The following is a 25,404-nucleotide window of genomic DNA, read 5'->3' as shown; positions in this document are numbered from 1 at the left end:
ATGCCCAAGTTGTGGCTCTTATATATGTTTAACAGCCAGAAAATAAATTAAATGGAAGACGAGCGAATTGAACGCATTATAGAACGCTACCTCGAATCTGAACTGACAATAGCCGAACAGGTCGAATTGCAGCAGCTTCTGGGCGGGAACTACGACGAGCGGATTGTAGCACACCTTGTTTCTCTGATGAACAAAGAAACCGAGACGGAAGCTTTCAGCGAAGAAGAGATCAATGCCATGCTGAAAAATATCTTTACGCTTGATCTGACAACCCCTGCCATTGTACAACTTCCAAGGCGGTCTGCCCGCTTCAGGTGGCCGCTTATTGCCGCTTCTGTGACCGTACTTCTGGGTATGAGCTTTTTAATGTACCATTTCTATTTTTCCAAAACACAGGTAAAGCAAGCCACCGCATTTGTTGCGAACGACATCGCTCCAGGCAAAAAGTCAGCTACTTTAACTTTGGCCAATGGAAAAAAGATCTCGTTATCTGATGCCACCAACGGCACCCTTGCCAAGGAGGCGGGTGTGAACATTTCTAAAACAAAAGAAGGAGAACTTGTTTATGAGATAGAAGATTCAGGTAATCAGACTAACCAGATGAACACGTTGTCGACTGCCAGGGGCGAAACTTATCAGATTCGTCTGCCTGATGGCAGTATGGTGTGGTTAAATACTGCCTCCAGCCTGATTTACTCTGCTTCCTTGAATAAAAACGGTATACGTAAGGTCGAATTAACAGGAGAAGGGTATTTTGAAATTGCAAAAGATAAAAAGCATCCATTTATTGTTAAAACTGCTAAACAGGAGGTCACTGTGCTGGGCACACATTTTAATATCAATGCTTACCCAGAAGAGAACGCAACTTTAACCACCTTATTGGAGGGGTCTGTAAAGGTGGCCGACAATAAAGACCAGAAGATATTGACCCCAAAACAACAATCAGTGACAAGGGGCAATGGTTTTCTGATAAAAACAGTAGAAACAGACGACGTGATTGCATGGAAGAATGGTTTGTTCCTTTTCAACGATGAACCACTGGAAACCATTATGAAGGAAATTTCCCGCTGGTATGACGTTGAAGTGATTTATCGTAACGCAAACAAAAACAAACTGTACTTTGGGGGGATTTCCAAATATGAAAACCTTTCCCGGGTTCTAAAAAAATTAGAATTAACCGGAGGTGTCAACTTTAAGATCGAAGGAAGGAGGATTATCGTAACAAAATAACAAAACCAACGGTTAATAAAAAACCAGAAGTGCGTGAACACCTCTGGTTTAAGTTTTCCGGCCATAACCAAATAAAAGAGATTTAATAAGGCAGTGTGCTTAAAGATTCGAAGCAAAAGGCACATGCTATAAACCTGCGAGAAAAGCTGGCACAAAACGCTTTAACTTAACTCGTGCTAAAACCGAACGAAACAAATGTATAAAAATTATACTAAAAGAATTGGTATGCCCAACCGGCATTTCCATAAAATATGGGCAATTATGCGGCTAACAACTCTCATATTACTAGCGTCACTTATCCAGGTAAGTGCCTCTACCCGTGCGCAAAACATTACCATTCTGAAGGAAAGTATCAGTCTAAGGGATGCCTTTTCTCAGATCAGGAAACAAACGGGCTATATTGTAATATCCCAGTCTGAGAAAATCGATAGAAATAAAAGGATCAGCTTAAACCTTAGAAATGCATCACTGGAAACTGCAATGACCAGAATTCTACAGGAAGAGAACGTTACTTTTGCCATTGAAGATAAATCCATAGTCTTAATGCCTAAACCTTCGCTCATTGCCAATTTAATGCGGATGTTCGTTGCGGTTGATGTGAAGGGTAAGGTACTAGATGAGAGTTCAAAACCAATTCCGGGCGCTACAGTCTCCATCAAAGGGACTAAAAAAAATACAGTTAGTGATGCGGAAGGTTCGTTTGCCATTAATGCGGCCGTAAACGACATCCTAGTGATCAGCATCATAGGCTACGAAACAAAAGAAGTTATCGTTACTTCAGATAGTAACATTTCGATTACTTTGAAAGTAGCGACAACAGAACTTGCACAAGTGGTAGTCACAGCACTGGGGATCAAACGGGAAGAAAAATCATTGGGTTATGCTGTCCAAAAGGTATCTGGTAATAGTCTGACTTCTACCAAAGGCGTCAATATCGCCACTTCCTTAACCGGTAAAGTAGCTGGATTGAATATTCAAAACAGCACAGAGTTTGCTGCTATTCCATCTATCAGACTCCGTGGTGTTGAAGCATTACTGGTAATTGATGGGGTACCACATTCCTCCTCCGACGTAACTCTGGATAATATCTCTCCTGATGACATTGAAAGTATTGATGTGCTTAAAGGAGCAACCGCATCTGCCCTATATGGAAACAGGGGAGGAAATGGAGCCATCATGATCACCACAAAAAGAGGGAATAAGGATGGTGCCTTGGATATCGCTGTGAACAGCAGCAGTATGTTCTCTGCTGGTTTTCTGGCCTTTCCTAAAGTGCAGACGGGCTACAGTTCCGGAGGAGGAGGTAAATATGGGGTTGGTGATTATGTATGGGGAGACAAACTGGATATCGGAAGGACGGCCAAACAATACAACCCAAGTACCTATCAATTTGAAGATATGCCTCTGGTTTCAAAAGGAAAAGATAATCTGGCAAATTTCCTTCAACGAGGTATTATCCTAAACAACAACATCAGTATCGCGCAAAGTGGGAAAAATGGTGGTTTCAGGGCCTCCTTAACAGATGTTCGTAACCGCGGACAGTACCCCAACACCAAACTGAACAAGGTTATTGCCAGCATTTCGGGAGATATTAAAGCCGGTGATTTTACACTGGATGCGGGTTTTACTTTTAACAAAAGGTTTTATCCAAATAATATCGGTGCAGGTTATGGAGCCGGAGGTTATTTGTATAACCTCCTGATCTGGTCGGGAACCGAATACGATATCCGTGATTATAAAAACTATTGGGTTGCCGGCAAAGAGAACGTGCTACAAAACTGGATGGAGAACACATGGTATGACAATCCTTATTTTATAGCCAATGAAATTTTAAGAGGCGACAATTACAACTTAACAAACAGTTATGTCAATGCGAATTACCAGATAAAACCCTGGTTAAAAGCAGTGTTACGATCTGGAATTGACACCTATTCACAAACTATTCAATGGCGCAATTCCATTAGTGCAGTTGGGGGTTGGAACAAAAAAGGATATTACAGTATAACCAAATCGGATGCTTTTACCACAAATAACGACCTGATGCTCCTTTCGGAAAACAAATTCGGAAAATTTCAGGTTAATGGATTAATTGGTGGGGGTATATTCTACAGGGAACATTCCTCGTTAAATACAGAGACCCAAAATGGAATCACCGTTCCGGGATTTTATTCTATAGCCGCCTCGGTAGATCCGGTTAAGAGTACACCAGGCGCTTATAAGAAGCAAGTGAACAGTTTGTATGCAAAGGCCGGTATTTCCTATGGCAATTTTGCTTTCATTGACCTTACCGGAAGAAACGACTGGTCTTCGACCCTTGCAGCTAGCGAGCGCTCTTATTTCTATCCCTCTGTGTCGGGAAGTCTCGTTTTCTCAGAACTGCTTAAATTGCCTTCATGGATAAGTATGGCCAAACTCCGTGGATCATGGACAAAAACCAAACTGGATGCTGACGTATATGCGATTAACAACAGTTACAGCATCAGTACCAATGTATGGAACGGAGCCAGTTCAAGTAGCTTTCCTACAACCATTCGGGGAGCCGACATCCTTCCACAAACCAACAGAACCTACGAATATGGTGCTGGATTTTTCTTTCTGAAAAACCGCATCCGCTTCGATGTAGCTTATTTTAATAACCTGTATTACAACCAGATCATTTCCTCTACTGTGAGTAGTGCTTCTGGCGTAGGTAAAGTACTGATCAATACTAAGGAAGAACTTGAAAGAAAGGGTGTCGAGTTGACACTGGAGGGTACAGTTGTAAAAAATGATGGGTTTAGCTGGGATCTTGGGTTGAACTGGTCTACAAACCGCAGATATTATGCGGCACTAGATCCGATTTATAGTACAAAAAAACAATGGGTTACTAAAGGAAGTCGTTATGACTGGGTTAGCGGTAATTCATGGGATAAGTCACCTGATGGTCAGCCGATCCTTCAAAACGGTTTTCCGATAAGGAGTCAGCAAGAAACCATTCAGGGCTATAGCGATCCGGACTGGATATGGGGTTTGAATAACACATTTAGATATAAGAATTTTACACTTAACTTTTCATTTGATGGTCGCGTTGGTGGCACCGCTTATTCTAATATGATTCATTACATGTGGAGCTCAGGTACTCATATCGACAGCGACAACAACTGGCGTTATGATGAGGTTGTAAATGGCAAGAAATCCTTTGTAGCCAACGGCGTTAAGGTTGTATCGGGCACAACCACCAGGGATGTATTTGGGAACATTCTGACAGACACCCGTGTTTTCGAACCAAATACCACAGCAGTATCTTATGAAACCTATGTTAGGAATTCACAGGGAACACAAAACTACTTTAAGCAGACCTTCTTTAAGTTAAGGGAGTTATCGCTTACGTATATGCTTCCCACCAAACTGGTTAAAAATATCGGAATGAAAAATGCTTCTGTTGGTTTTATAGGCCAGAATATGCTGCTATGGACTAAAGACTGGAAATATTCAGATCCAGATGTTGGTGGCGATAACCTCAACTCACCTTCAGTAAGATATATGGGTTTTAATATAAAAGCTACTTTTTAAATCAAGAAAAAATGAAAACACTATATAGATACATACTGCTAATTGTAGTAACTTCAGTGTTTCTGCAGTCCTGCAAGAAATTTGAAAATATCAATACCAATCCCAATTCACCAACAAAGACAACCGCGTCCTTGCTAGCAACTAACCTGATTCTGAACATTACAAGAGCAGGCGGAGATAAAGGTTTTATATTGTCTGCACTAACGAATAAACAGATGGCATGGGGGGAGTTACCACAGGGTGAACAGTACAATAATTTCGGAAGTGCAAGTTTCGGTGGCTTACCTGTATTGACCAACGTACAGAAAATGATCGATGCTGCAGCAGAAACAGACAAAAATGCTTACACCGGATTAGGGTTGTTTATTAAAGCATACAAGCTTTATTATTTGTCGCTAAGTGTTGGTGATATCCCCTACGCTGAGGCGCTTAGCGCGGAGACCGGAAATGTAACCCCTAAATATGATACACAGAAACAGGTTATGCAGCAAGTGCTAAAAGATCTGGAAAATTCAGCTGCAGCTTTTGCTGCAGGCAAAAATTTCTCAGGAGACCCTTTGCTAAATGGCAATGTTGATACCTGGCGTAGGATTGTGAATTCTTTTCGCTTAAAGGTATTAATTAGCCTTTCAAAAAAAGAGTCTGACGGAGATCTGAAAATCAAAGAAAACTTTGCAAAAATCCTGCAGGCTGAACCATTGCTGCGCAGCAATAGTGACAACCTTCAACTGGTGTATTCAGATAAGGCTAACCAGCTCTACCCTTTTAACAACTCCATCAATAAATTTACCAGTTACAGTATGGTTTCGAGTGTAATGATAGACACTATGAAAAAATATGGTGATTATCGGTTGTTCTATTTTGCAGCCCCTGCGGTATATAAAACCCAGACAGAGGGCAAATTATCTTCCGACTGGGATGCCTATATGGGTACCGATCCATCGATTGAGTTTACGGCTGTTGTAGCTTTATTTAATGCAAAAAAATACTCACAGCTAAATTTACGTTATACGGCTTATGCGCCTGGGGAACCATTGGTCAGGATTGGCTACGCAGAACAAAATTTGATCATAGCCGAAGCAATCGTAAGGGGCTGGGCTGCAGGTTCGGCCAAAACCTATTACGAAGAAGGAATACGAGCTTCGATGAATTTTGTAAACAATACAACCCCGGATGACACCAGGTACCATAGTGGCAGAAAAATTACAGCTACTTATATAACGGATACCTACTTACAAAACGTTAATGTGTCTTTTGCAGCAGAACAAACCCGACAGTTGAAACAAATCTGGATGCAAAAATACTTATTGTATTTTATGCAGTATCCTTACGATGCTTACTACGACTATAGACGTACAGGCTATCCTAACCTTCCTGTTAACCCGGCAACAAGTACAAATCCTTTTGACAAAACCCGAATCCCGGTTCGTTACACCTACCCTTCAGAAGAATATAATTACAATCTTGAAAACCTGAAAGCGGCCCTTGACAGGCAATATAAGGGAAATGACCGTACTGACGATCTCATGTGGATATTGCAGTAGCCAATAACATAATGTCATAAAAATGCAAAGGGCCTGTACAAATTAACTTGTACAGGCCCTCCGTTTTACGTTTTTATTAATTTAACTTTTTCCGAAAATCTCTTCCAGTTTTTTATCCATTGCGGCATCGTCTTCTCCGCCACCGCCATAGCGTCCTATAATGATCCCGTTTTTATCAATCAGGATTTTTGTTGGTAAGGTGTGGATACCATAACGTGGGCTAATATGTGTCCCTTTCTCAGCTTCGCTGGCATCACGTTTATAGCCGCTTAACACGTGTTTCCAGATACCGATCTTGTCTTGCTCCACCGCCTTTTTCCAGGCTTCAACAGCATTATCATCGCTGGCCACGCCAATAATCTCCAGCCCTTTTTCTTTGTATTTATTGTACACCGAGATCAGGTGCGGGTTACCTTTGCGGCAAGGCACGCACCAGCTGGCCCAGAAATCAATCATCACGTACTTTTTGCCTTTGAAATCTGAAAGGCTCAGCTGTTCGCCATTGATGTCCTTTGCCGTAAAGGCTGCTGCCTTGCTACCAGGGGAACCGCTTTCCAGTTTTTTGATCTCTTCAGCTATGTATTTGCCATAGCTGCTTTGTTGTATGCGCTTTGTCCAGCTGTTATAGATTTTTTTTGCTTCTGCTGTATTCAGACCTGCAATTTTAAAACGCATCAGGTATGGCGTTACATAGGAATCGGGATGCGCAGCAAAGAAGGCAAAATCTATTTTGTCCATTCTTGCATTGAAGGGCTCAAACTGCTCCCGGATTTCAGCAGCCTTTTCATGGTTCTTTTCTTTCCTATAAACCTCCAGAACAGGCTCCATCTCTTTTCTTATCGGTGCTTTAAGCTTATCCAGGGCCTTTTGCTGGTCATGGCTTACCGAGCCTTTCAGCTCAGCATTCTTGAAATCTCCTGCTTTCACACGAATGCTCATCGGCGCAGGCTCCAGGAATATGCTGGTAAAATTAGGGTCGTCCATGCTCTGGCTTTTCATTTTCCCATACAGAAAGGCAACTGTGGGTTCGGCTATCTGGCCTCTAAACTGAAATGCACCATTCGCAATTTTGGTACTGTCGAGTACATTGGTTCCCGAAGGGGCAACATACCGAAGGTAGATTAAATCATAATCCGCGTTGGTTATTTTGCCCGAAAGGGTAAAACTATCTTTTTGCTGGGCATATCCTGTCAGGCTACTGAGCATCAGCAGCGCCGGCAGCAGGCTTTTTAATGTTATACAATAAAATCTCATAGGTTAAGGGTTTTGTTCTAAAGAATTGGTTACGCCATTGGTCTCGTTTAAAGGAAGGTAATAAACTACGCGTGCATCAGTAGGCTGTACGGTAATGTTCGATCCAGGCTGCCCTGCTTTGCCATACGTCCGGATCATAGGCAAATTATTCCGCAGCAGGTCATCCCTGCGTTGCCCTCCTTCGAAAGCAAACTCTAAACGCCGTTCATCTAAAACCACCTGTAAAACACTGCTACGGCCACGTAAGCTGCCTACGGCATAGAGGTCAGTGCCCGTAAGCCCTGCCCTTCTTCGGATGGTATTCACATCGTCGATGGCCAGTTGGTCTTTGCCTTGTTTGGCATAGGCTTCAGCCCTGTTCAGGTACATTTCTGCCAGGCGATAAATTGGCGGTGAGCTCACTTTTTCGGTGGTATTCACCGCTGGGTTCTGTACAAATTTGGTGGTAAAGTTCCAGGTTGTGCCATCAGCTGTTTTCAGTGCTTTGTAAAAATTCTTTCGCAGATCTCCGGTTCCTTCGTTCAGCAAATCCCATAAAGGTTTCGAAACCGCAGCAAATTTTTCTACCGTATAGCTCTGGTTATAGTAAAAAAAGCCACTGCCTGTGCCATCCAGGTTTTTAATACATAATATGGTTTCCTTATCTGCACTGTGGTTGGTAGCAAAGTAGCCTTTATAGGCATCGCCCTGCACCAGGCTAAATCTGGCAGTCTGCCCAATCAGCTTATCGGCATATTCTATGGTTTTTGCATCATTGCCCATGTTCAGGTATAACGATGACAGCATTGCCTGCGCAGTGTATTTGGAAGCATAAGCATTGTTGTTGTCTATGGTCATGAGCAGTTCTGCTTTCAACAGATCAGCGACCATAAAATCATATACTTCTTTTACAGTATGGCGTTTGGCAGGACGTTCCAGTGTTGGCATGGGTTTATCAATAATAGGTACCGCAGGGTTGTTGCCACTGCCCTGTACATAAGGGCGGCCATAAGCTTTGACCAAAGAGTGGTAGGCAAAAGCCCTTAAAAAGAGATTTTCCCCTTTCAACTGCAGCAATACTGGACTGGCATCATCAGGGATAGCGGCGATCACATTGTTCGCACCTCTGATGAGCTTATAGGCATTCGCGTACATCCGGCTGGAATTGGCCATTGTTGGGGAATAGACATAGGAATACGCCCCATATTGCCGGGTGCCGCCCGGGTCAAAAACCGATGTTGCTTCTACGTTATCTACGGGAGACTCAACCATATGAAAATACGTCGGCATAAAATCAAGATCGTTGAACAGACTGTAATTGCCGCTGGTGGCCAGCTTCAGATTGGTCTCTCCTGTAAGTGCCTTATCGGTATCCATACTGGTTTCCGGACGCAGGTCCAGCTTTTCGGAACATGCTGCAAGTAACAATAAAGTTAAAAGCAGTAAACTATAATTGCGAATCTTTTTCATGATTGAAAATTTTTTATTGACCGGCCTGGTTACAGGGTCATGTTAAGTCCTAATGTGATTTTTCTGTTGATCGGATATTTCGATCCGTTTTCAAAACTATTGCCCCCCACTTCCGGATCCAGACCTGTAAACCTGGTGATGGTGAAAACATTATCGGCAGCAACAAAAAACGAAGCTCTACCTATCTTGGCCTTATCCAGCCACCTCGATGGCAGATCATAGGTTAACCTGATGTTACGTATCCTGAAAAAACTGGCATTGTCTATAAACCTTGTGGTGGTATAACCATTGGCTTCCGGATAGCCATTTAAAGTAGCGGCAGGTGCAAAGGCAATGTCCCCTTTCTTCTCCCAGCGGGTTTGTCCTTTGGGAAGTGCTGTATTGTTCAGTGTTTTTGAGGCGCCATCTACTTCCAGCGGGCCAAAGATAAAGCCGCGCAGGTCGTTGCTTATTTTAAGTCCGGTAACGAAATTTGCCAGTACACTGAGGGTGAAACCTTTATAGCTTACTGAATTGGTGATACCCCCCGAAAAATCAGGTTGCTGGGAGTCCAGGATTTGCAAAGTAGCTTCCTTGATGTTCAGTGTGGTGCCTTTGCTGCCATCTGCATTAAGTACTTCGTAAGATGGTTTGCCGGTATCCGGATCTGCTCCTTTATACACAATACCATAAATGGTGCCAATGGCATAACCCGGGGCAATGACAAAACCACCGGTAGTAGGCAAAGTGGAAGGTACATCGGTTAGGTAAAGCACCTTATTGCGATTAAAGGCCAGGTTCAGATTGGTAATCCATTTTACTTTCCCGTCGATATTCAATGAATTGAGGTCTAACTCAAAACCCTTATTGGAAACTTTACCAATATTTTTCACTACGCCGGTTACACCGCTGCTGATCGGAGCCTGTACTGTCCTTAAAATATTGGTATTGGCTTTGTCATACAGGTCTATCGCCAGGTTTAAACGGTTCCATAAACCAATATTAAGCCCCAGGTTGTTCATGCGCTGTACTTCCCAGTGCAGGTCGGGGTTATTGTCGTTTGGCCCGGGTACAATACCGGGTTTAGCGTCGTACTGTAAAGTTCCGTTTATAAAGTTATAAGCCCCATAAATAGCATATGCACCTACCGGATCGGCATTACCTGTGGTACCATGACTTGCCCTTAAACGCAGGTTGGTCAGCGTTTTGTTATTCTTTAAAAATGCCTCATTGCTGATGGTCCAGGAAGCACCCACAGAATAAAAGTTACCGTACTTGTTATTCGCTCCAAATTTTGAGGATCCATCCCTCCTGAATGAGCCTGACACAAAATATTTGTTGTCGTAACTGTAATTTGCTTCAGACAGGTAAGACAGGTAGGAAACCTCGGCAATATTTTCAACTATCCCCTGAAATGTACCCTGGCTTAATGACAAAAGGCCGGAAGTAATGTTTGTGGTAGTCCCCCCTGTATTTTCGTTACGCACATTGTTGAACTCAAAACCGGCAAGCCCTTTTACCTGATGCAGACCAAATTGCTTGTTAAAAGTTAACAGGTTGGAGGTAATGTAATTCAGGTTTTGGGTAATGTTTCTTGAATAAGAACCGCCCGGCCGGCCTGAACTCAGGTCGAGCGGATCAATATAGAAGCCATTTTTGGAACTCGTGAGTGTAATGCGGTTGGAACTGGAAAGATCGAGCCATGAATTGAAACTATAGCTTACTTTCGCATCCAGCCCCGCTATATAGGCCTTGTCGTAGCGGTAGCTGAGCCCTTCTTGTGTATTGTACAATGGGTTAAAAACACCTTTGGTGTACCAGTTAGGCTCATTGGAACCACCTAAACGGTAGCTGCCATCGGCATTCTTAGGATAATCCCAGGGCATCATTTTATATAGATTAGGACGATAGTTACCTAATCCGGAGTTCTGTGTTGGTGAATACAGTGCATTGAAACCGGTATTGATGGTCAGCCTGGATGTAGGTTTATACTCGGTATTTACCCTGATATTGTAGCGTTCAAATTTATCAGTGATCGCCACGGGAAGTTCCCTATGGTAGGTAGCACCTCCATAATAATTGAATTTCTCGGAAGCACCGGCAAGCGAGAGGTTATAGCGCTGGACCTGTCCGGTCCGGTAACCTTCCTTCATCCAGTCTGTATCGTGTGATAAAGCATCTGCCTTATTTGGCATTACGGTAGCGAGATAGGCTTGTACTTCGGCATCTGTTTTGGTCGGATTCTGGTTTCTGTAATCATTGGCATAAGCCTGGCCCAGTAATTCATAACGCTCTGTACTGTTCATCATTCTGAATTTTCCAAAAGTGGGATTTTCCCAGCTGTAATTTGCTTCCATGTTGAGCTGTGGCTTGCCCGAACGCAATCCTGCACCTGTTTTGGTGGTAATTACCAATACACCATTGGCTGCTCTCGATCCGTATAAAGCTGTTGAAGCAGCATCTTTTAACAAAGTAACCGACTCTACATCATTCGGGCTCAGGTTAAGAATATTTCCTGCACCTGCAACGGTTGATATATTGCTCATGTCCTGGATCAATCCGTCTATAACAATCAGCGGCTGAGTAGATGAAGTTCCACCCAATGAGCCGGTACCTCTTACACTTAGGCTGGCCACACTTGCCGGATCGCCCCCCTGGTCGCTCACAATCAGGCCAGCCAGCTTTCCTTTTAAATTCTGGGCAATACTGGCCGCTGCCACATTCCTGAGTTCTTCTCCTTTAACTGTTGCCATAGCACCGGTAAGCTCGCTCACCTTCTTTTTGCCATAACCGGTAATTACCAGTTGCTCCAGTTCGCCAACATCTTCCAGCAAAGTAACATTCAGGAGTTGCATCCCCTTCACGGCGATTTCCTGGGCTTTAAAACCTACCATACTAAATACCAATACATCCGAGTCATCCACTTTGATGTTATAACGGCCTTCGCCGTCTGCAATCACCCCTGTTCTTTTCCCCTTTACCTGGATATTTACCCCGGCCATGGGTTGTTTTTTGGCATCTGTTACCTGCCCCCTGATCTCGATTGGGAAAGTAGGCATCCTGGTTTGAAAAACCGGAGCCTTTTCTTTGATCAGTATCGTTTTTTGCGCAATCTTATAGGTTAAAGCTTCATTTTTCAGGCAAAAATCCAGAATTTCCTTTACACTGGAGTTTTTGAAATCCACATCCAGTTTTTTGGCATCGTTTACTTTCTGGTTGGAGTACAATACCTGGAAGCCCGTTTGTTTTTCAATTTCCTGAAAAACCTGCTCCAGTGTAGCATTCTTTTTCGCATAAGTAAGCCTTTGTGCAAAGCCGGCTGCGCTGACCTGCATTAAACTGGCAAAAAGCATAATTATGATCAGTTTCATAATTAACAATAATTTATTAGGCAGCCACAGGCGCAGCATGCCTAGGTAAAAAGCATTTAATTTCATACTTTCGTTTAGGTTTGGGTTAATACGGTTAAAACTCTTCGCAAAATTGTTTTTAGGGGTTAACTCGGCCATAAGGCCATGCAGGTGCTAGTCACACTTTCATGGCTTTTTTGCTTAAAAACCCATCCTGTTAACTTCTCTTTCGTAGCTGTTTCTTCATTTTGTTTTTTTAGTGGATTGTTGATCTGTTAAATGGCTGGTCAGGCCAGTATCGTTATTGTACTTTTATGGTTTTTCCTTCAATGGAGAACTTCACGTCGCTGGTTTCTTCCAGCATGTTCAGCACTGCAGATACGTTGTCGAGCCTGGAAACCGATCCGGTAAAAGTGGGCATGTCTTTAAAGCCGGGGCTATAGACCACCTCTACATCATACCACCTCGAAACCTTTCTTAAAATACTGGCCAGCGGTTCATTCTTAAACCTGAACCTGCCATCTTTCCAATCGGCCATAACGCTTGTATTTACTTCCTCTACATTGATACTTCCGTTTTTAAGGCTGGCCTGCTGCCCTGGCCTGATCACAACAGCGGCTGTCCCGGCGCTGATCTTTACACTGCCTTCCAGCAGGGCTGTTTTTACAGCAGGCTCATCCGCATAAGCATTCACATTAAAGTGTGTACCCAATACCTCTATCTCCTGGCTCTTACTTTTTACCCTAAAAGGATGTTGTTTGTCTTTTGCTACTTCAAAATAGGCTTCTCCTGTAAGTTGCACCATTCTTTGGCGTTGTCCGGCAAAAGTTGTAGGGTAAGAAAGTGAAGAAGCGGCATTAAGCCAGACCTTAGTCCCATCTGGCAGGGAGACCTGGTATTGCCCTCCCCTCGGGGTTTCTATCGTATTGTAACTGAACCCTTTAGTGTCCAGTTCTTTTTCACCAGCCTTTAGTTCATATACCAGCTGTCCGTCGGCAGTTTTGGAAATGCTGATTCCGGCCTGTTGGGCCAGCGCACCGTTTCTAGCATCATTCAGACTAATTTTACGGCCATCTGCCAAAGTAAGTACGGCTTTATTCGCTCCCGGGGCAACATCGGCCTGTTTTGCCAACAGCGGGGCCGGATTGGAATTTCTATTGCTGTAATAAAAAAGTCCGCCCAGCACCACAACCACAACTGCAGCAGCGGCTGCCCATAGTTTTATGCTGATCGTTCTTTTATATTGAGGCAGACCATGCTGCTTTTCCAGCCTTTGCCAGATCCTGTCTGTAGAAGTCTCGATAAATGTATCCGTAATTTCCCCTCGCTCCACATCCTTAAATTTCAGGTACCATTCTTCTACAGCCGCTGCTTCCTGCGGGGTTGCAGTGCCTTCAAGGTATTTATTCAACAATGTTTCGGTTCTGCGGTCTTCCATAGTTTGTACAGATTTATTCTGCAATTAAAGACCAGACCCCCGAAGCGGGCTTAGGGCCCAGAAAAAAAATAAAAAAAATTAAATTTTAATGGTGGAACAGGAAATAAAGGAATACGAACAGCCCTAACTTCATCCTCAATATCTTCAGGGCATTGTTGATCTGGTTTTTTACTGTCTTTTCGCTGACATCCAGTTGGGCGGCGATTTCTTTATGAGAGAGCTGGGCATTTCTGCTCAGTTCAAATATCTCACGCATCTTGGCAGGCAACAGGGCTACCTCTCTTTCTATAATCGCCTTTAGCTGGTTCTCTCGGGCCCTGTAATCGGTAGCAGTGTTTTCCATTTCTGCTATTGAAGCAAGGTACCCCTCAGCAAATTGCCTTTTTGCAATCACCTTCAGCACCCGGTTCCGCACCGCACTGTACAAATAGCCAGGTAAATTACCGGTCTGCAAATTGAAAGTCGTCCTGCCAGACCATAACGCAGCAAATAAATCGTGGACTGCATCCTCGGCTTCATCCCTGTTCAGCAAACGTTTATAGGCGTGAACAAATAAAATGCCCTTATACCTGTTGTATATTTCCGCAAAGGCGTCCCGGTTGCTTTCCTTTAATAAAGCAACGAGTTCAATATCAGCAAGCATATTATAGGCCTTCATGCTTAAAATCCCCTTTAAGCAAATTTACGGAAAAAATATTCTTTTTATACTCTCATTTCCGGTCCGGTCAACTGCCGTGACCATTACTTTATTCAGTTTCTGTCCTGCTTCTGATGCAGATTTCACCAGAAAACGATCTTTCTGGTTCAGGACTGCATAATTCCAGGTATTGCCATACTGGTAATAGACCACCCATTTAAACACATCGGCAAGGTCAGCATGGTTCCAGCTGACCTTTACCTGCCCCTGCTGAAGTTCTGTTTTCACATCGGGTGCCGCAGGTGCTTTATCATCCAGCCATGGACTTGCAGGAACAAGTGCCTGTTTTTTATAGGGCCCTTCGGCAATTCCCCTGATCAGTTTTTCGTGTTTGGTCAGGCCTCCGATGCTCCAGTGCACTGAACCAGTACTATTGGGCAGCATGCCTCGGGTAATCATGATCTGGTTTACAATTTCATCTACATTCTTATCGTCGCCGCCCAGCCCCACGTTCATTCCAGGCCAAAGGTGCCTGTTCATGGTATTTTCACTGGCCCACCAGCCCAGTAACACCGGAAAGCTTTGTTTAATGGTATTGATACCCCAATACAGCTGAGGGGTAAAATAATCTATCCAGCCCTTGTTTAGCCAGAGTTTTGCATCGGCATACAGTTTATTGTACTGGTCCATCCCTTCAATTGAAGCGGGATAACCAGGCTTCCAGATGCCAAAGGGGCTCAGGCCAAACTTTACATATTTCTTTTCGGCTTTGATCTCCTTATACACCCGCTCAATAAACTGGTTTACCCCCTGCCTGCGCCAATCGCCCCGCGACAGTTTACCGCCGCTTTTCTGATAGACCGCCCAGCTGGCCTCATCCGGGAAATCGGCCCCGCCGTTATAAGAATCATAAGGATAAAAATAGTCGTCGAAATGTACGCCATCTATGTCATACCGTTTTACAATGTCTTTCACTACAGCAGCGGCGTGGTCTTGCGTCCCTTTATTGGACGGGTCCATCCAGTATTGCCCATCTTTCAGTTTTACCACCAGATCCGGGCGTTTTTTAACGATAGACTGTTCGCTGATGGTTTTGCCAGAGGTATGGTGCGCGCGGTAAGGGTTCAGCCAGACATGCAGTTCCAGTCCGCGTTCATGGGCAGCATCTATCCAGAACTGTAAGGGATCATAATAGGGATTGGGTGCCTGCCCTTGTTTTCCGCTGAGAAAGGCCGACCAGGGTTCAAGGCTGCTTTTATACAACGCATCTGCCTGCGGCCGTACCTGAAAGATCACCGCATTGAAATTGTTTTTTTTCAGAAAGTCGAGCAGAAAAACAGCCTCCTTTTGCTGATCCATACTGCTCAATCCTGGTTTTGAGGGCCAGTTGATGTTGGCTACAGTAGCAACCCAGGCTGCCCTGAACTCTCTGCCCACCTGTGGCTGGTCTGTTGCCATTTTTGGATCGGCAACAACAGTTGCCTTTTTACTTGTACCGCATGAATAAAATAAAAGCAGGCCACAGCAGCACAATGCCAACAGCATTTTTTTGAAAGCCAGCATTTACGCGGTCTGTAATTTGGCTATATTTCTATATGGGAAGGCAGGAAATATATGCCGGCGTGCAAATCTGCCCGGTGAATCGGCATTGACCAGCTTTACATAAATGGCCTTAGGAACGCCAAAATACTCATAAGCACTGCCATCCAGGAAATGTACGGTAAGCACCAGGCCGGCCCAGTTGTAATCGGCAATGCCGCAGCTGGTAATGGTTTGTGTATACTCTTCTAAGGAAAGGGCCAGGGTTTCGGGAGCAATGCTGACCAGGAAATGATAAGCCTCAATGATTTCCTTGCTTTTGGTTTCTGCTTCCAGTTTAGCTTCTTCGCTGTCCTGAAATTTATCCGGGTGCCAGTCTTTCATTAAATTCCTGTAAACGGTTTTTAATTCTTTCAATTCGGCATCCTTTTGCACACCCAATAGTTTTCTGTAATCAGTGATCTTTTTCATAAAATTTGTGCAAAGGTAAGATTATTATCCTATACATGTATCTTCATGTATTCTTCATGCTAATCCTTCAACTTTACTTCATCATTAATGAACAGCATTTAAATAAAAAGATCATGAAAAAGTTATTGAGTTTAATCGCAATTATGGCATTAGGTTTAAGCACCACATTTGCCCAGACACCAGCAGTAAAACCGGCAGCTGCCCCTGCCAAAAAAATGGTAAAAAAAGAGGTTAAAACCGTTGCTGCGCCGGTGAAACAGGAAACTAAAGCCGCTGCCACAACTGTAAAAACTACAGCCGCTGCAACTGGAGCAAAAGCAAGTACCTTAAAAAAAGACGGCACTCCTGATATGCGTTTAAAAGAAAACAAAGTAAAAGCTGTAGTAAAGCCAGCCGGACCGGTTAAAAAAGACGGCACGCCAGACATGCGCTACAAAGCAAATAAAGACGGCAAAAAAAGTAAATAGTTTTGTGAGGTTTGATGGTAAGAGAGGTGTTTAACGACACCTCTCTTTTTTTAAATAGCGGGGATTTGTCAGGCGATTCATGCCAATTCCGATTAAGCCCTATATTTGCGGTATGTTTAAGATTGGACTGGCAGAAGATGACCTTAAAATTGGCAGTCTGGTAAAAACCGGACTTGAAGAAAGTGGCTATGCAGTAGTCCATTTTACAGACGGCAGACAGCTGCTGGAAAATTTTGACAGTACGGATTTCAACCTGCTGATCCTGGACATCATGATGCCGGGCATGGATGGCATAACCCTTTGCCGCAAGCTGCGTCAGGTTCAGCAAAACCTGCCCATCTTAATGCTGACTGCCCTTGGCAATGTAGATGATAAGGTAACAGGGTTAAATGCCGGTGCCGATGATTACCTGGCCAAGCCTTTTCATTTTAAAGAATTGCTGGCCAGGATTGAAGCCTTGCTGCGCAGGTATGCCATAGCGCCAGAAACAATAGAACAGGAACTGGTGTTTGAAGACATCTCCCTGAATACCTACAGCAAAGAGGTGAAAAGGGCCGGTATACACATTGAACTGACCGCCAAGGAATACACCCTGCTTGAGTTGTTCCTGCGCAACCCTAACCGGCTGTTGTCCAGACAGTACATTGCAGAGCATGCCTGGGACATCACATTCGATACCGGCACCAATGTGATAGACGTTTATGTAAATTTCCTGCGCAATAAAATTGAGAAAGGCTTTTCAAGAAAGGTCATTCATACCAAAATCAATATGGGCTATATACTCAAATAGGTACCGATGAAGATTAAAGACCGCCTGGCTTTGTATTTTACGCTGATCAGCACTGTAACCCTTCTGGGCGTATTGTGCGCGGTATATTTTATGTTTGCCCGGTTTATGGAGATTGATTTTTTTTCGAGGCTGAAAGACCGTACCATGGTAACGGCCAAGCTTTACCTGGAAGCAGATGAAATCTCATCAGATTCACTGAAAAAAGTAAGGGACCAATACCTGGAAACCCTGAACAGCGAGGTCATCCGTATTTATAACTCAAAGAACAGCGCCACATTTATTGGTGATGCGCAGCAGTACTGGGACAATGAGATCATCAATAAGGTCAGAAAACAAAAGAAAATACAGTTTAAGGATGGTAAGCGCCAGGTGGTAGGCATTTTTTATAAAGATAACCAGGGCGATTTTGTGATCCTGGCCTCGGCCATAGACCGGAGTACTTATTACCGGCTGGATAAACTTAAAAAGATCATGATCATCATCTTTGTGGTCATCTTTGCAGGGCTGCTTTTATCGGGCAGATGGATTGCCAAAAGAATATTAAAGCCGCTGGACCGCTTTATCGGGGAAGTTAAACAGATCAAATCAAACAACCTGCATTTCCGCGTACAGGAAGGCAATAATAAAAATGAGATCGGCTTGCTGGCGCAAAATTTCAACAACCTGATGGAGCATCTGGAGCAGGCCTTTGTGCTGCAAAAAACTTTTGTAGCCAATGCATCCCATGAACTGAGGACTCCTGTAACCCGGATGACCATAGCCGCCGAGATTGCACTTTCGCAAGACAGGGAAAAGGAAGATTATAGAAATGCACTGGCCTCGGTTCTGGAAGACGCAGGAAAAATGGAACAGACCATCAGCAGCTTAATGAGCCTGGCCCAGGCCGATCTTGAATTTGCTTCGGCTGCTTTAAGTCCGGTACGTATAGATGAAATGCTGTGGGCTTTGCAGTCAGAATGGAAAGAAAAAGAAAACTGCGAACTGATCATTACGACAAGTGATCTGCCAGAAGACGAAACGATGCTCAGCATACAGGCGAATCCTGTTTTGCTGCAGATAGCCTTTAACAATATCCTTTCCAATGCATTTAAGTTTTCTGATCATCAACCTGTACAAGTCATTTTAAAAATTACGGAAGCCGGTATGATCCTGTCCTTTACAGACCAGGGCTGCGGTATCCAAACGCATGAGCTTACAGAGATCTTTAAACCCTTTTACAGTTCAGCTGCACAAAGTCATCAAAAAGGCAGCGGCATGGGGCTTTATATGGCCCATAAGATCATTACACGCTATAAAGGCAGTATCCAGGTCAATTCAGAGCCTGGTCAGGGCACTACCTTTACTGTCAATTTCCTAAACATTAATGGCCCTTTAATTTCGCTTTAATCCCGTTTTAATCTCCTGAAGATAGCTTTGCCGGAGATGAAAACAGCATTACTCCTGATTGCACTTTTCCTGCCCGGCTTTACCTCAGCCGGCATAGCACAAGATACCCTCAAGCTTAACCTCCGGCAGGCAGAGCAAATGTTTGCAGCGCAAAACCATCAGCTGATTGCCCAGCATTACCAAATTGAACAGGCAAAGGCCGAAATCATTACAGCCAGGCTATTTGACAACCCTGAACTGAGCTACGAAAATCAACTGTACAACAAAGACACCAAAAAATGGCTGCAGACCAATGCTGTCACAGGTCAGTATCAGGCCACACTATCGCAGATGATCAGGCTGGCAGGTAAGCGCAATAAAAATATACAGCTGGCGGGCGCTGGTGTTAAAATGGCTGCGCATCAGTATTTCGACCTGATACGCAGCCTTCGCTTTAGCCTGGGTTCAGCATTTTACAAAGCTTATTACCAGCAGCAATCGGCAAAAGTATATGAAGAACAGATCCGCTCGCTGAAAACGCTATTAGGCGCCAATGAACAGCAGTTTAAAGCGGGCAATGTGGCCATGAAAGACATGATCAGGATCAAATCCCTGCTGTACAGTCTGCAGGTAGAATACACAGGCCTTGTCAACAACCTGGCAGACCTGCAAACAGAAATCAGGCTGATGACGAATATCAGACCGGATGTCAATCTGCAGCTGGAACCCACAGGTGCTGAAGAACAGGATTACCATCCGGAGCAGTGGTCTTATATCACTTTGCTGGACTCGGCAAGGCTGAACCGGGCCGATTTACAGTTGGCACAAACTGGCATCAGCTATGCGGAAAACAACCTTAAACTACAAAAGGCCAACGCAGTTCCCGATGTAGAACTTTCCTTAAGCTATGACCTGCAGGGAAGTTATCCTGAAAAATATACCGGCATAGGCATCAAAGTACCGCTTCCGCTATTTAACCGCAACCAGGGCGAGATCAAAAAAGCAAAAATTGCCATCGAAGAAGGCAAAACAAACCTGAAACAACAAAACCTGAAGCTTGAAAATGAAGTTTACAACGCCTATACCTCGGCCCTGAGAACTGAAAACCTCCACCAGGGCATAGATCCGAATTTCAGCGGCGATTTCGATAAACTGATTACAGAGGTGATCCGGAACTTTAAAAACAGGAACATCAGCCTGATTGAATTCCTTGATTTTTACGATTCCTATAAAGCCAGTACGCTGCAGATGAATGAACTGAAATACGAAAGGATGAACGCCAGGGAAGAACTCAATTTTGTAACCGGTTCCAGCCTGTTTAAATAAATCAAAATGCAACATATGCTTAAAAACATCAGTATTGCGCTGCTGTCGGTCCTCTTTTTGCCGGCTTGCCAGGAAAAAACAAAAGAACTGCCTAAAGAAGAAAAGTTTGAGCTGACAGATACACTGATCAGCAGGTTAAAAATCGACACCGTACAGGGTGCCAACAACCTGACGGCATTGAACTTTTCGGCCAGGATTACCGCCAACGAGGAGAAGATCGCCCGGATCTATCCTATGGTAAGCGGCTATGTACAGCGGGTTCCGGTTAAATTGGGTGACAGGGTTGGCAAAGGACAGGTACTGGCCATCATGACCAGTGCAGAAATGGCCGGGTTCGACAAAGAGGCCATCAGTTCATCAGCGGAGCTGAAGAATGCACAGAGAAATGCGAAACTGGCGGAAGATATGTACAAGAGCGGACTGGCATCGGCCCGTGAACTGGAACAGGCCAACAATGAACTGCTGGTGAAACTGGCAGAAGATAAGAGGAACCGTACCATCCTGAACCTGAACGGCGGGAACAAAAATGGCATGTATACGCTAAAATCACCAATTTCGGGCTTTATCATTGAAAAGAACCTGACCGATAACATGCAGGTGAGGCCCGACAACAGTGAGAAACTGTTTACTGTTGCCGATCTGTCTGATGTATGGGCAATGATCAACATTTATGAAAGCGATATTGCCAAGGTTAAACAGGGGGATGAGGTCAGCATTGCTGTTCTTTCTTACCCCGATCAGGTCTTTAAAGGAAAGATCAGTAAGATCTACAGCATGCTGGATAATGAAAGTAAAGTGATGAATGCCCGTGTTGTGGTCCGCAATACAAAAGGCCTGTTAAAACCGGGTATGATGGCCCGTGTGCAGATTGCAGGGAGGAACAACAACAGTTTGCCTGTAATGAACGCCAGCTGTCTCATTTTTGACAACAACAAATACTATGCGTTGGTCCTCGATCCGGTTAAAAAGATCCGTATCCAGGAGGTGGAGCTGAGCAGGAAATTTGAAAACAAAGCCTACGTCAGCAAAGGCCTGCAGGCGGGTGATCGTATAATTGCCTCCAAACAGCTCTTCCTTTACGATAGCCTGAAACCATAGTCTTATTAAAATCCAATACTGATGAATAAATTCATTAAGTCTGTCATCGGCTTTGCACTGAAAAACAAGTACTTTATTTTCTTTGCCACTTTTATCCTGGTTTTAGCAGGCTACCTCAGCTTTAAGCACACCACTATTGAAGCCTTTCCCGATGTAACCAATACCAATATTACCATCATTACCCAATGGCCGGGAAGAAGCGCCGAAGAGGTAGAAAAGTTTGTGAGCAGGCCCCTTGAAATAGCCATGAACCCTACCGAAAAGCGAACTTCCATCCGTTCTTCTTCCCTTTTTGGTTTGTCTGTTGTAAAAATCACCTTTGAAGATGATGTAGATTACCAGTTTGCCCGGGTACAGGTAAACAACCATCTGGATGAGGCTGATCTGCCTGCAGGGGCAAAACCCGAGGTACAGCCTCCCTACGGCCCTACCGGCGAGATTTTCCGTTATACCCTGCAAAGCGACCAGAAATCGGTAAGGGAACTGAAAACCCTGCAGGACTGGGTGGTACAAAGAGAGCTCCTCTCGGTTCCGGGCATTGCCGACGTGGTGAGCTTTGGAGGGGAGGTTAAAACCTACCAGGTTACAGTTGATCCGCAGAAATCCCTGCAATACGGTGTAACTGCTACCGAACTGTTTGACGCAGTATCCAAAAGCAATGTCAATGTAGGCGGCGATGTGATTGAGCAGGGCGGACAAGCCTACGTAGTGCGGGGCATTGGTGTGCTGAACAATATAGATGACATCAAAAACATCATTGTCGATAATTTTAACGGCAGCCCTGTATATGTAAAAACCATTGCAGAGGTTACAGAATCGGCCTTACCGAGACTGGGACAGGTAGGGCGCGACCGCGACCCGGATGTAGTGGAAGGCATTGTGGTGATGCGCAAGGGCGAAAACCCCAGCGAGGTGATCCGTAACCTGAAGCTTAAAATTAAGGAGGTGAATGAACATATCCTTCCTGGAGATGTAAAGATAAGTCCCTTTTATGACCGGGAAAACCTGGTCGATTTTGCTACCCATACCGTAATGCACAACATGCTGGAGGGGATCATTTTTGTGACCCTGATCGTGTTCCTGTTTATGGCCGATTGGAGGACGACACTCATCGTTTCCCTCATCATTCCCCTTGCGCTGTTATTCGCATTCATCTGTCTGAAACTTAAGGGCATGTCGGCCAATCTGCTCTCTATGGGGGCAATCGATTTTGGGATCATCATAGACGGCGCTGTGGTTATGGTTGAAGGGATTTTTGTGGCCCTGGACCATAGTGCAGCTAAAAACGGCACTGAAAAGTTCAACCGCATGAGCAAATTGGGCATCATTAAAAAAGCCTGCCTGGAAAATGGGAAAGGCATCTTTTTTGCCAAGCTGATCATCATTACCGGGCTGATGCCTATTTTCACATTTGAAAAGGTAGAGGGTAAAATGTTCTCGCCCCTGGCCTGGACATTAAGCTTTGCTTTATTGGGTGCCTTGCTACTCACCTTTACACTGGTGCCTGCTATGGCGAGTGTATTGCTGAAAAAGAATGTCAGGGAAAAACACAACATTTTTCTGGACTACCTGAGCCGGGCGGTAATGAGGGTGTTTAACGCAGCTTTCAGGTTTAGAAAACCCGTATTTATTGGAACCATGGTTGTTCTTTTTACAGGTTTATTGAGTTTTAAATTTCTGGGCACAGAATTTCTGCCCGGTCTGGACGAAGGTTCTATTTATGTGAGGGCCAGTGCGCCTTTAAGTGTATCATTGAATGAAACCAAAAAACTAAGCGATGAGATCCGAAAGATCTTTTTAAGTTTTGAAGAAGTACGGCAGGTACTGTCGCAAACCGGCAGGCCCAATGATGGCACCGATGCCACAGGTTTTTACAATATGGAGTTCCTGGTAGACATTTACCCCAGATCGGAATGGAAACGTAAAGAAAGTAAGGAACAGCTGGTCAGGCGCATGCAGGAAAAATTAAAAAGCTTCCCCGGCATCAGCCTGAATTTTTCGCAGCCCATATCCGACAATGTGGAAGAAGCAGTTTCGGGTGTTAAGGGCTCTATAGTGGTAAAAATGTTTGGCAACGACTATGCATATATTGAAGCACAGGAAGAAAAGATCTTCGATATCCTGAAAACCGTTCCGGGAATAGAAGACCTGGGTATTTTGAGGAACCTCGGACAGCCGGAACTGCAGATTAACCTGGACCAGGATAAGATGGCCTTGTATGGGGTCCGGACTGAGGATGCCAACTCCATTATTGAAATGGCCATTGGCGGCAAAGCCGCAACACAGATTTATGAAGGGGAACAAAAGTTTGAACTCAGGATCCGTTATCCTGAAGATTTCAGAAATGATGAGGTATCAATAGGCGCTTTACGTATCCCTACCCTTTCGGGCACCAAAGTTCCCTTAAGCGAAATTTCCACCATCCGCAAAATAACCGGGCCGAGCATCATTTACCGTGACAAGCATCAGCGCTACGGGGCGATCAAATTTTCTATCCGCGGGCGCGACATGGGCAGCACCATTGCCGAAGCGCAGGCTAAAGTAAAAGAACAGATCAAACTCCCTAAAGCTTACAAACTGGAATGGGCAGGCGATTTTGAGAACCAGCAACGGGCAACTTCCAGACTGTCGACAGCGGTGCCGATCAGTCTGCTGCTCATCTTCTTCATTCTTTTTGTATTGTTTGGCAACATCAAAGATTCACTACTGGTTTTAAATAATGTCCCCTTTGCCCTGGTTGGTGGAATTGCAGCGCTGCTCATTACCGGTGTCAATTTTAATATCTCTGCAGGTATCGGTTTCATTGCCCTGTTTGGCATCTGCGTACAAAACGGGGTAATCCTGATCACCAGGTTTAAAAGCAATATAGCCGAATTGAAACACCGGGCCGACTGGGCATTTGCCGATGCGGTAAGGGATGGTGTGGCCAGCAGGATGCGGCCGGTAATTATGACGGCCATGATGGCGGCTATAGGTTTAATGCCAGCGGCTTTATCAACCGGGATTGGTTCTGAGGCTTCCAAACCGCTTGCCATCGTAGTAATTGGCGGTCTGGTAACCAATACGCTATTTAATCTTTTTGTTTATCCTATTGTGTTTTACTGGGCCTATGAGAAGAGGGTGAAACACACCGGTTTGGTGACAGGAAGTTAAAAACGGCTGGCAAAGGATAAACCAAAGGTCTTTTCCTGGTAAATCGGTACCAAACTAAAATCCTGCTGCCGCTTCCCGGCAATCAGTCGCTTTAATTTTGGATACACCAGGTAGCTGACTTTGGTCGCAATGATGCCAAAGCCCGCACCGGCAACCACATCACTTACCCAATGCCTGTTGTTGTACAAACGCATGATACCTGTTGCGGTAGCTACCGTATAACCCGCATAACCGTACCAGGGCGAGACGTCTTTGTATTCCTGCTTTAAAAATTCAGCGGCCGCAAATGAGGTGGCCGTATGACCGGAGGGAAAGGAATTATAGGTACTGCCATCGGGCCGCAGCCGGTTTGTAGCCGATTTGACAATAAGTGTTGAAGCTTTCATTAAACCAAAAGATATGGCATAAATACCGGTCGCATCCACCAGGTTATGCTTGCCCTTTACACCTGACAGGTTTAGTGCGTATACTGCCGCTGCAGGTGCATATTGCATAAAATTGTCTGCCTTCGCAGAAAAAAAAGGATGGTCTTCCTGCAATTCCGCCCTGGTGGTTACGTCCAGATCATGAACAAAATTATCGCCCCCTGCCATTGCACCATAGCCAAGAAATATAGCAGGTATGATAAAGGGGGCTATTTTAAAGCTGTTCTTTTTGGCAACAGTATCTGCTCCGGCCTGCTGGCTATAGCAAAAAAAAGGGAGGCAAAAGCAAAGCAACAGAAGGTACTTCAATCTCATCATCTTCAAAATGGTTCAGTTT

The 25,404-nt window shown here is 44.5% G+C and carries 17 protein-coding genes; 9 read left to right on the top strand and 8 right to left on the bottom strand.

The genetic code is table 11. The features are described 5' to 3' along the window. The first annotated feature begins 51 nt into the window (after positions 1-51). The 3 genes from ABIE26_RS01760 (at position 52) to ABIE26_RS01750 (ending at position 6,326) form a co-directional block, all read left to right on the top strand. A complete protein-coding gene (locus ABIE26_RS01760) occupies positions 52-1,230 on the top strand; it encodes a FecR domain-containing protein (RefSeq protein WP_310140733.1) in 1,179 nt (392 codons plus the stop codon). Between the two features lie 261 nt (positions 1,231-1,491). Beyond that, a complete protein-coding gene (locus ABIE26_RS01755; protein WP_310140735.1) occupies positions 1,492-4,782 on the top strand; it encodes a SusC/RagA family TonB-linked outer membrane protein in 3,291 nt (1,096 codons plus the stop codon). A gap of 11 nt (positions 4,783-4,793) precedes the next feature. Beyond that, entirely contained in the window at positions 4,794-6,326 is a 1,533-nt protein-coding gene (locus ABIE26_RS01750; RefSeq protein WP_310140737.1) for a SusD/RagB family nutrient-binding outer membrane lipoprotein, read from the top strand. Between the two features lie 81 nt (positions 6,327-6,407). Here the strand turns inward: ABIE26_RS01750 and ABIE26_RS01745 are convergent, their stop codons facing one another. The 7 genes from ABIE26_RS01745 to ABIE26_RS01715 form a co-directional block, all read right to left on the bottom strand. After that, positions 6,408-7,580 carry a TlpA disulfide reductase family protein gene (locus tag ABIE26_RS01745; RefSeq protein WP_310140740.1) on the bottom strand — a complete coding sequence of 391 codons (1,173 nt, stop codon included), beginning with the start codon at positions 7,578-7,580 and terminating at the stop codon, positions 6,408-6,410. Between the two features lie 3 nt (positions 7,581-7,583). Next, complete coding sequence (locus ABIE26_RS01740; protein ID WP_310140742.1) at positions 7,584-9,029, bottom strand: RagB/SusD family nutrient uptake outer membrane protein; 1,446 nt, start codon at positions 9,027-9,029, stop codon at positions 7,584-7,586. Positions 9,030-9,058: 29 nt separating this feature from the next. Continuing rightward, positions 9,059-12,379 (bottom strand): SusC/RagA family TonB-linked outer membrane protein, encoded by a 3,321-nt coding sequence (locus tag ABIE26_RS01735; RefSeq protein ID WP_310140745.1) that lies wholly within the window; start codon positions 12,377-12,379, stop codon positions 9,059-9,061. A 280-nt stretch (positions 12,380-12,659) separates the two neighbouring features. Further along, the gene (locus tag ABIE26_RS01730) at positions 12,660-13,796 is read right to left on the bottom strand and encodes a FecR family protein (protein ID WP_310140747.1); all 1,137 of its coding nucleotides are present in this window, start codon (positions 13,794-13,796) and stop codon (positions 12,660-12,662) included. 85 nt (positions 13,797-13,881) lie between these two features. Beyond that, a complete protein-coding gene (locus ABIE26_RS01725) occupies positions 13,882-14,454 on the bottom strand; it encodes an RNA polymerase sigma factor (RefSeq protein ID WP_310140751.1) in 573 nt (190 codons plus the stop codon). Between the two features lie 24 nt (positions 14,455-14,478). Next, positions 14,479-15,996 carry a glycoside hydrolase family 10 protein gene (locus tag ABIE26_RS01720; protein WP_310140754.1) on the bottom strand — a complete coding sequence of 506 codons (1,518 nt, stop codon included), beginning with the start codon at positions 15,994-15,996 and terminating at the stop codon, positions 14,479-14,481. Then, positions 15,997-16,443 carry a KTSC domain-containing protein gene (locus tag ABIE26_RS01715; RefSeq protein ID WP_310140756.1) on the bottom strand — a complete coding sequence of 149 codons (447 nt, stop codon included), beginning with the start codon at positions 16,441-16,443 and terminating at the stop codon, positions 15,997-15,999. A gap of 113 nt (positions 16,444-16,556) precedes the next feature. On the opposite strand from ABIE26_RS01715, the gene ABIE26_RS01710 reads away from it, so the two are divergent. The 6 genes from ABIE26_RS01710 (at position 16,557) to ABIE26_RS01685 (ending at position 24,642) form a co-directional block, all read left to right on the top strand. Continuing rightward, positions 16,557-16,910, top strand: a complete 354-nt coding sequence (locus ABIE26_RS01710; protein WP_310140759.1) for a hypothetical protein — start codon at positions 16,557-16,559, stop codon at positions 16,908-16,910. 112 nt (positions 16,911-17,022) lie between these two features. Continuing rightward, entirely contained in the window at positions 17,023-17,700 is a 678-nt protein-coding gene (locus ABIE26_RS01705) for a response regulator transcription factor (protein ID WP_310140762.1), read from the top strand. Positions 17,701-17,706: 6 nt separating this feature from the next. Continuing rightward, complete coding sequence (locus tag ABIE26_RS01700) at positions 17,707-19,086, top strand: sensor histidine kinase (RefSeq protein WP_310140765.1); 1,380 nt, start codon at positions 17,707-17,709, stop codon at positions 19,084-19,086. A gap of 36 nt (positions 19,087-19,122) precedes the next feature. Further along, positions 19,123-20,391, top strand: coding sequence for a TolC family protein (locus ABIE26_RS01695; protein WP_310140768.1), 1,269 nt, complete (start codon positions 19,123-19,125; stop codon positions 20,389-20,391). Between the two features lie 15 nt (positions 20,392-20,406). Then, positions 20,407-21,489: an efflux RND transporter periplasmic adaptor subunit gene (locus tag ABIE26_RS01690; protein WP_310140771.1), complete on the top strand. Its 1,083-nt coding sequence runs from the start codon at positions 20,407-20,409 to the stop codon at positions 21,487-21,489. 21 nt (positions 21,490-21,510) lie between these two features. Beyond that, complete coding sequence (locus ABIE26_RS01685; protein WP_310140773.1) at positions 21,511-24,642, top strand: efflux RND transporter permease subunit; 3,132 nt, start codon at positions 21,511-21,513, stop codon at positions 24,640-24,642. Here the strand turns inward: ABIE26_RS01685 and ABIE26_RS01680 are convergent. Continuing rightward, the gene (locus tag ABIE26_RS01680; RefSeq protein WP_310140776.1) at positions 24,639-25,385 is read right to left on the bottom strand and encodes a phosphatase PAP2 family protein; all 747 of its coding nucleotides are present in this window, start codon (positions 25,383-25,385) and stop codon (positions 24,639-24,641) included. The two genes, ABIE26_RS01685 and ABIE26_RS01680, sit on opposite strands and share 4 nt — an antisense overlap. Positions 25,386-25,404 lie beyond the last annotated feature (19 nt).

The sequence above is a fragment of the Pedobacter africanus genome (genome assembly GCF_040548825.1).
GTDB classification, from domain to species: domain Bacteria; phylum Bacteroidota; class Bacteroidia; order Sphingobacteriales; family Sphingobacteriaceae; genus Pedobacter; species Pedobacter africanus_A.
The sequence above is the reverse complement of the archived record's forward strand: the minus strand, read 5'-3'. Positions and strand labels throughout refer to the sequence as shown.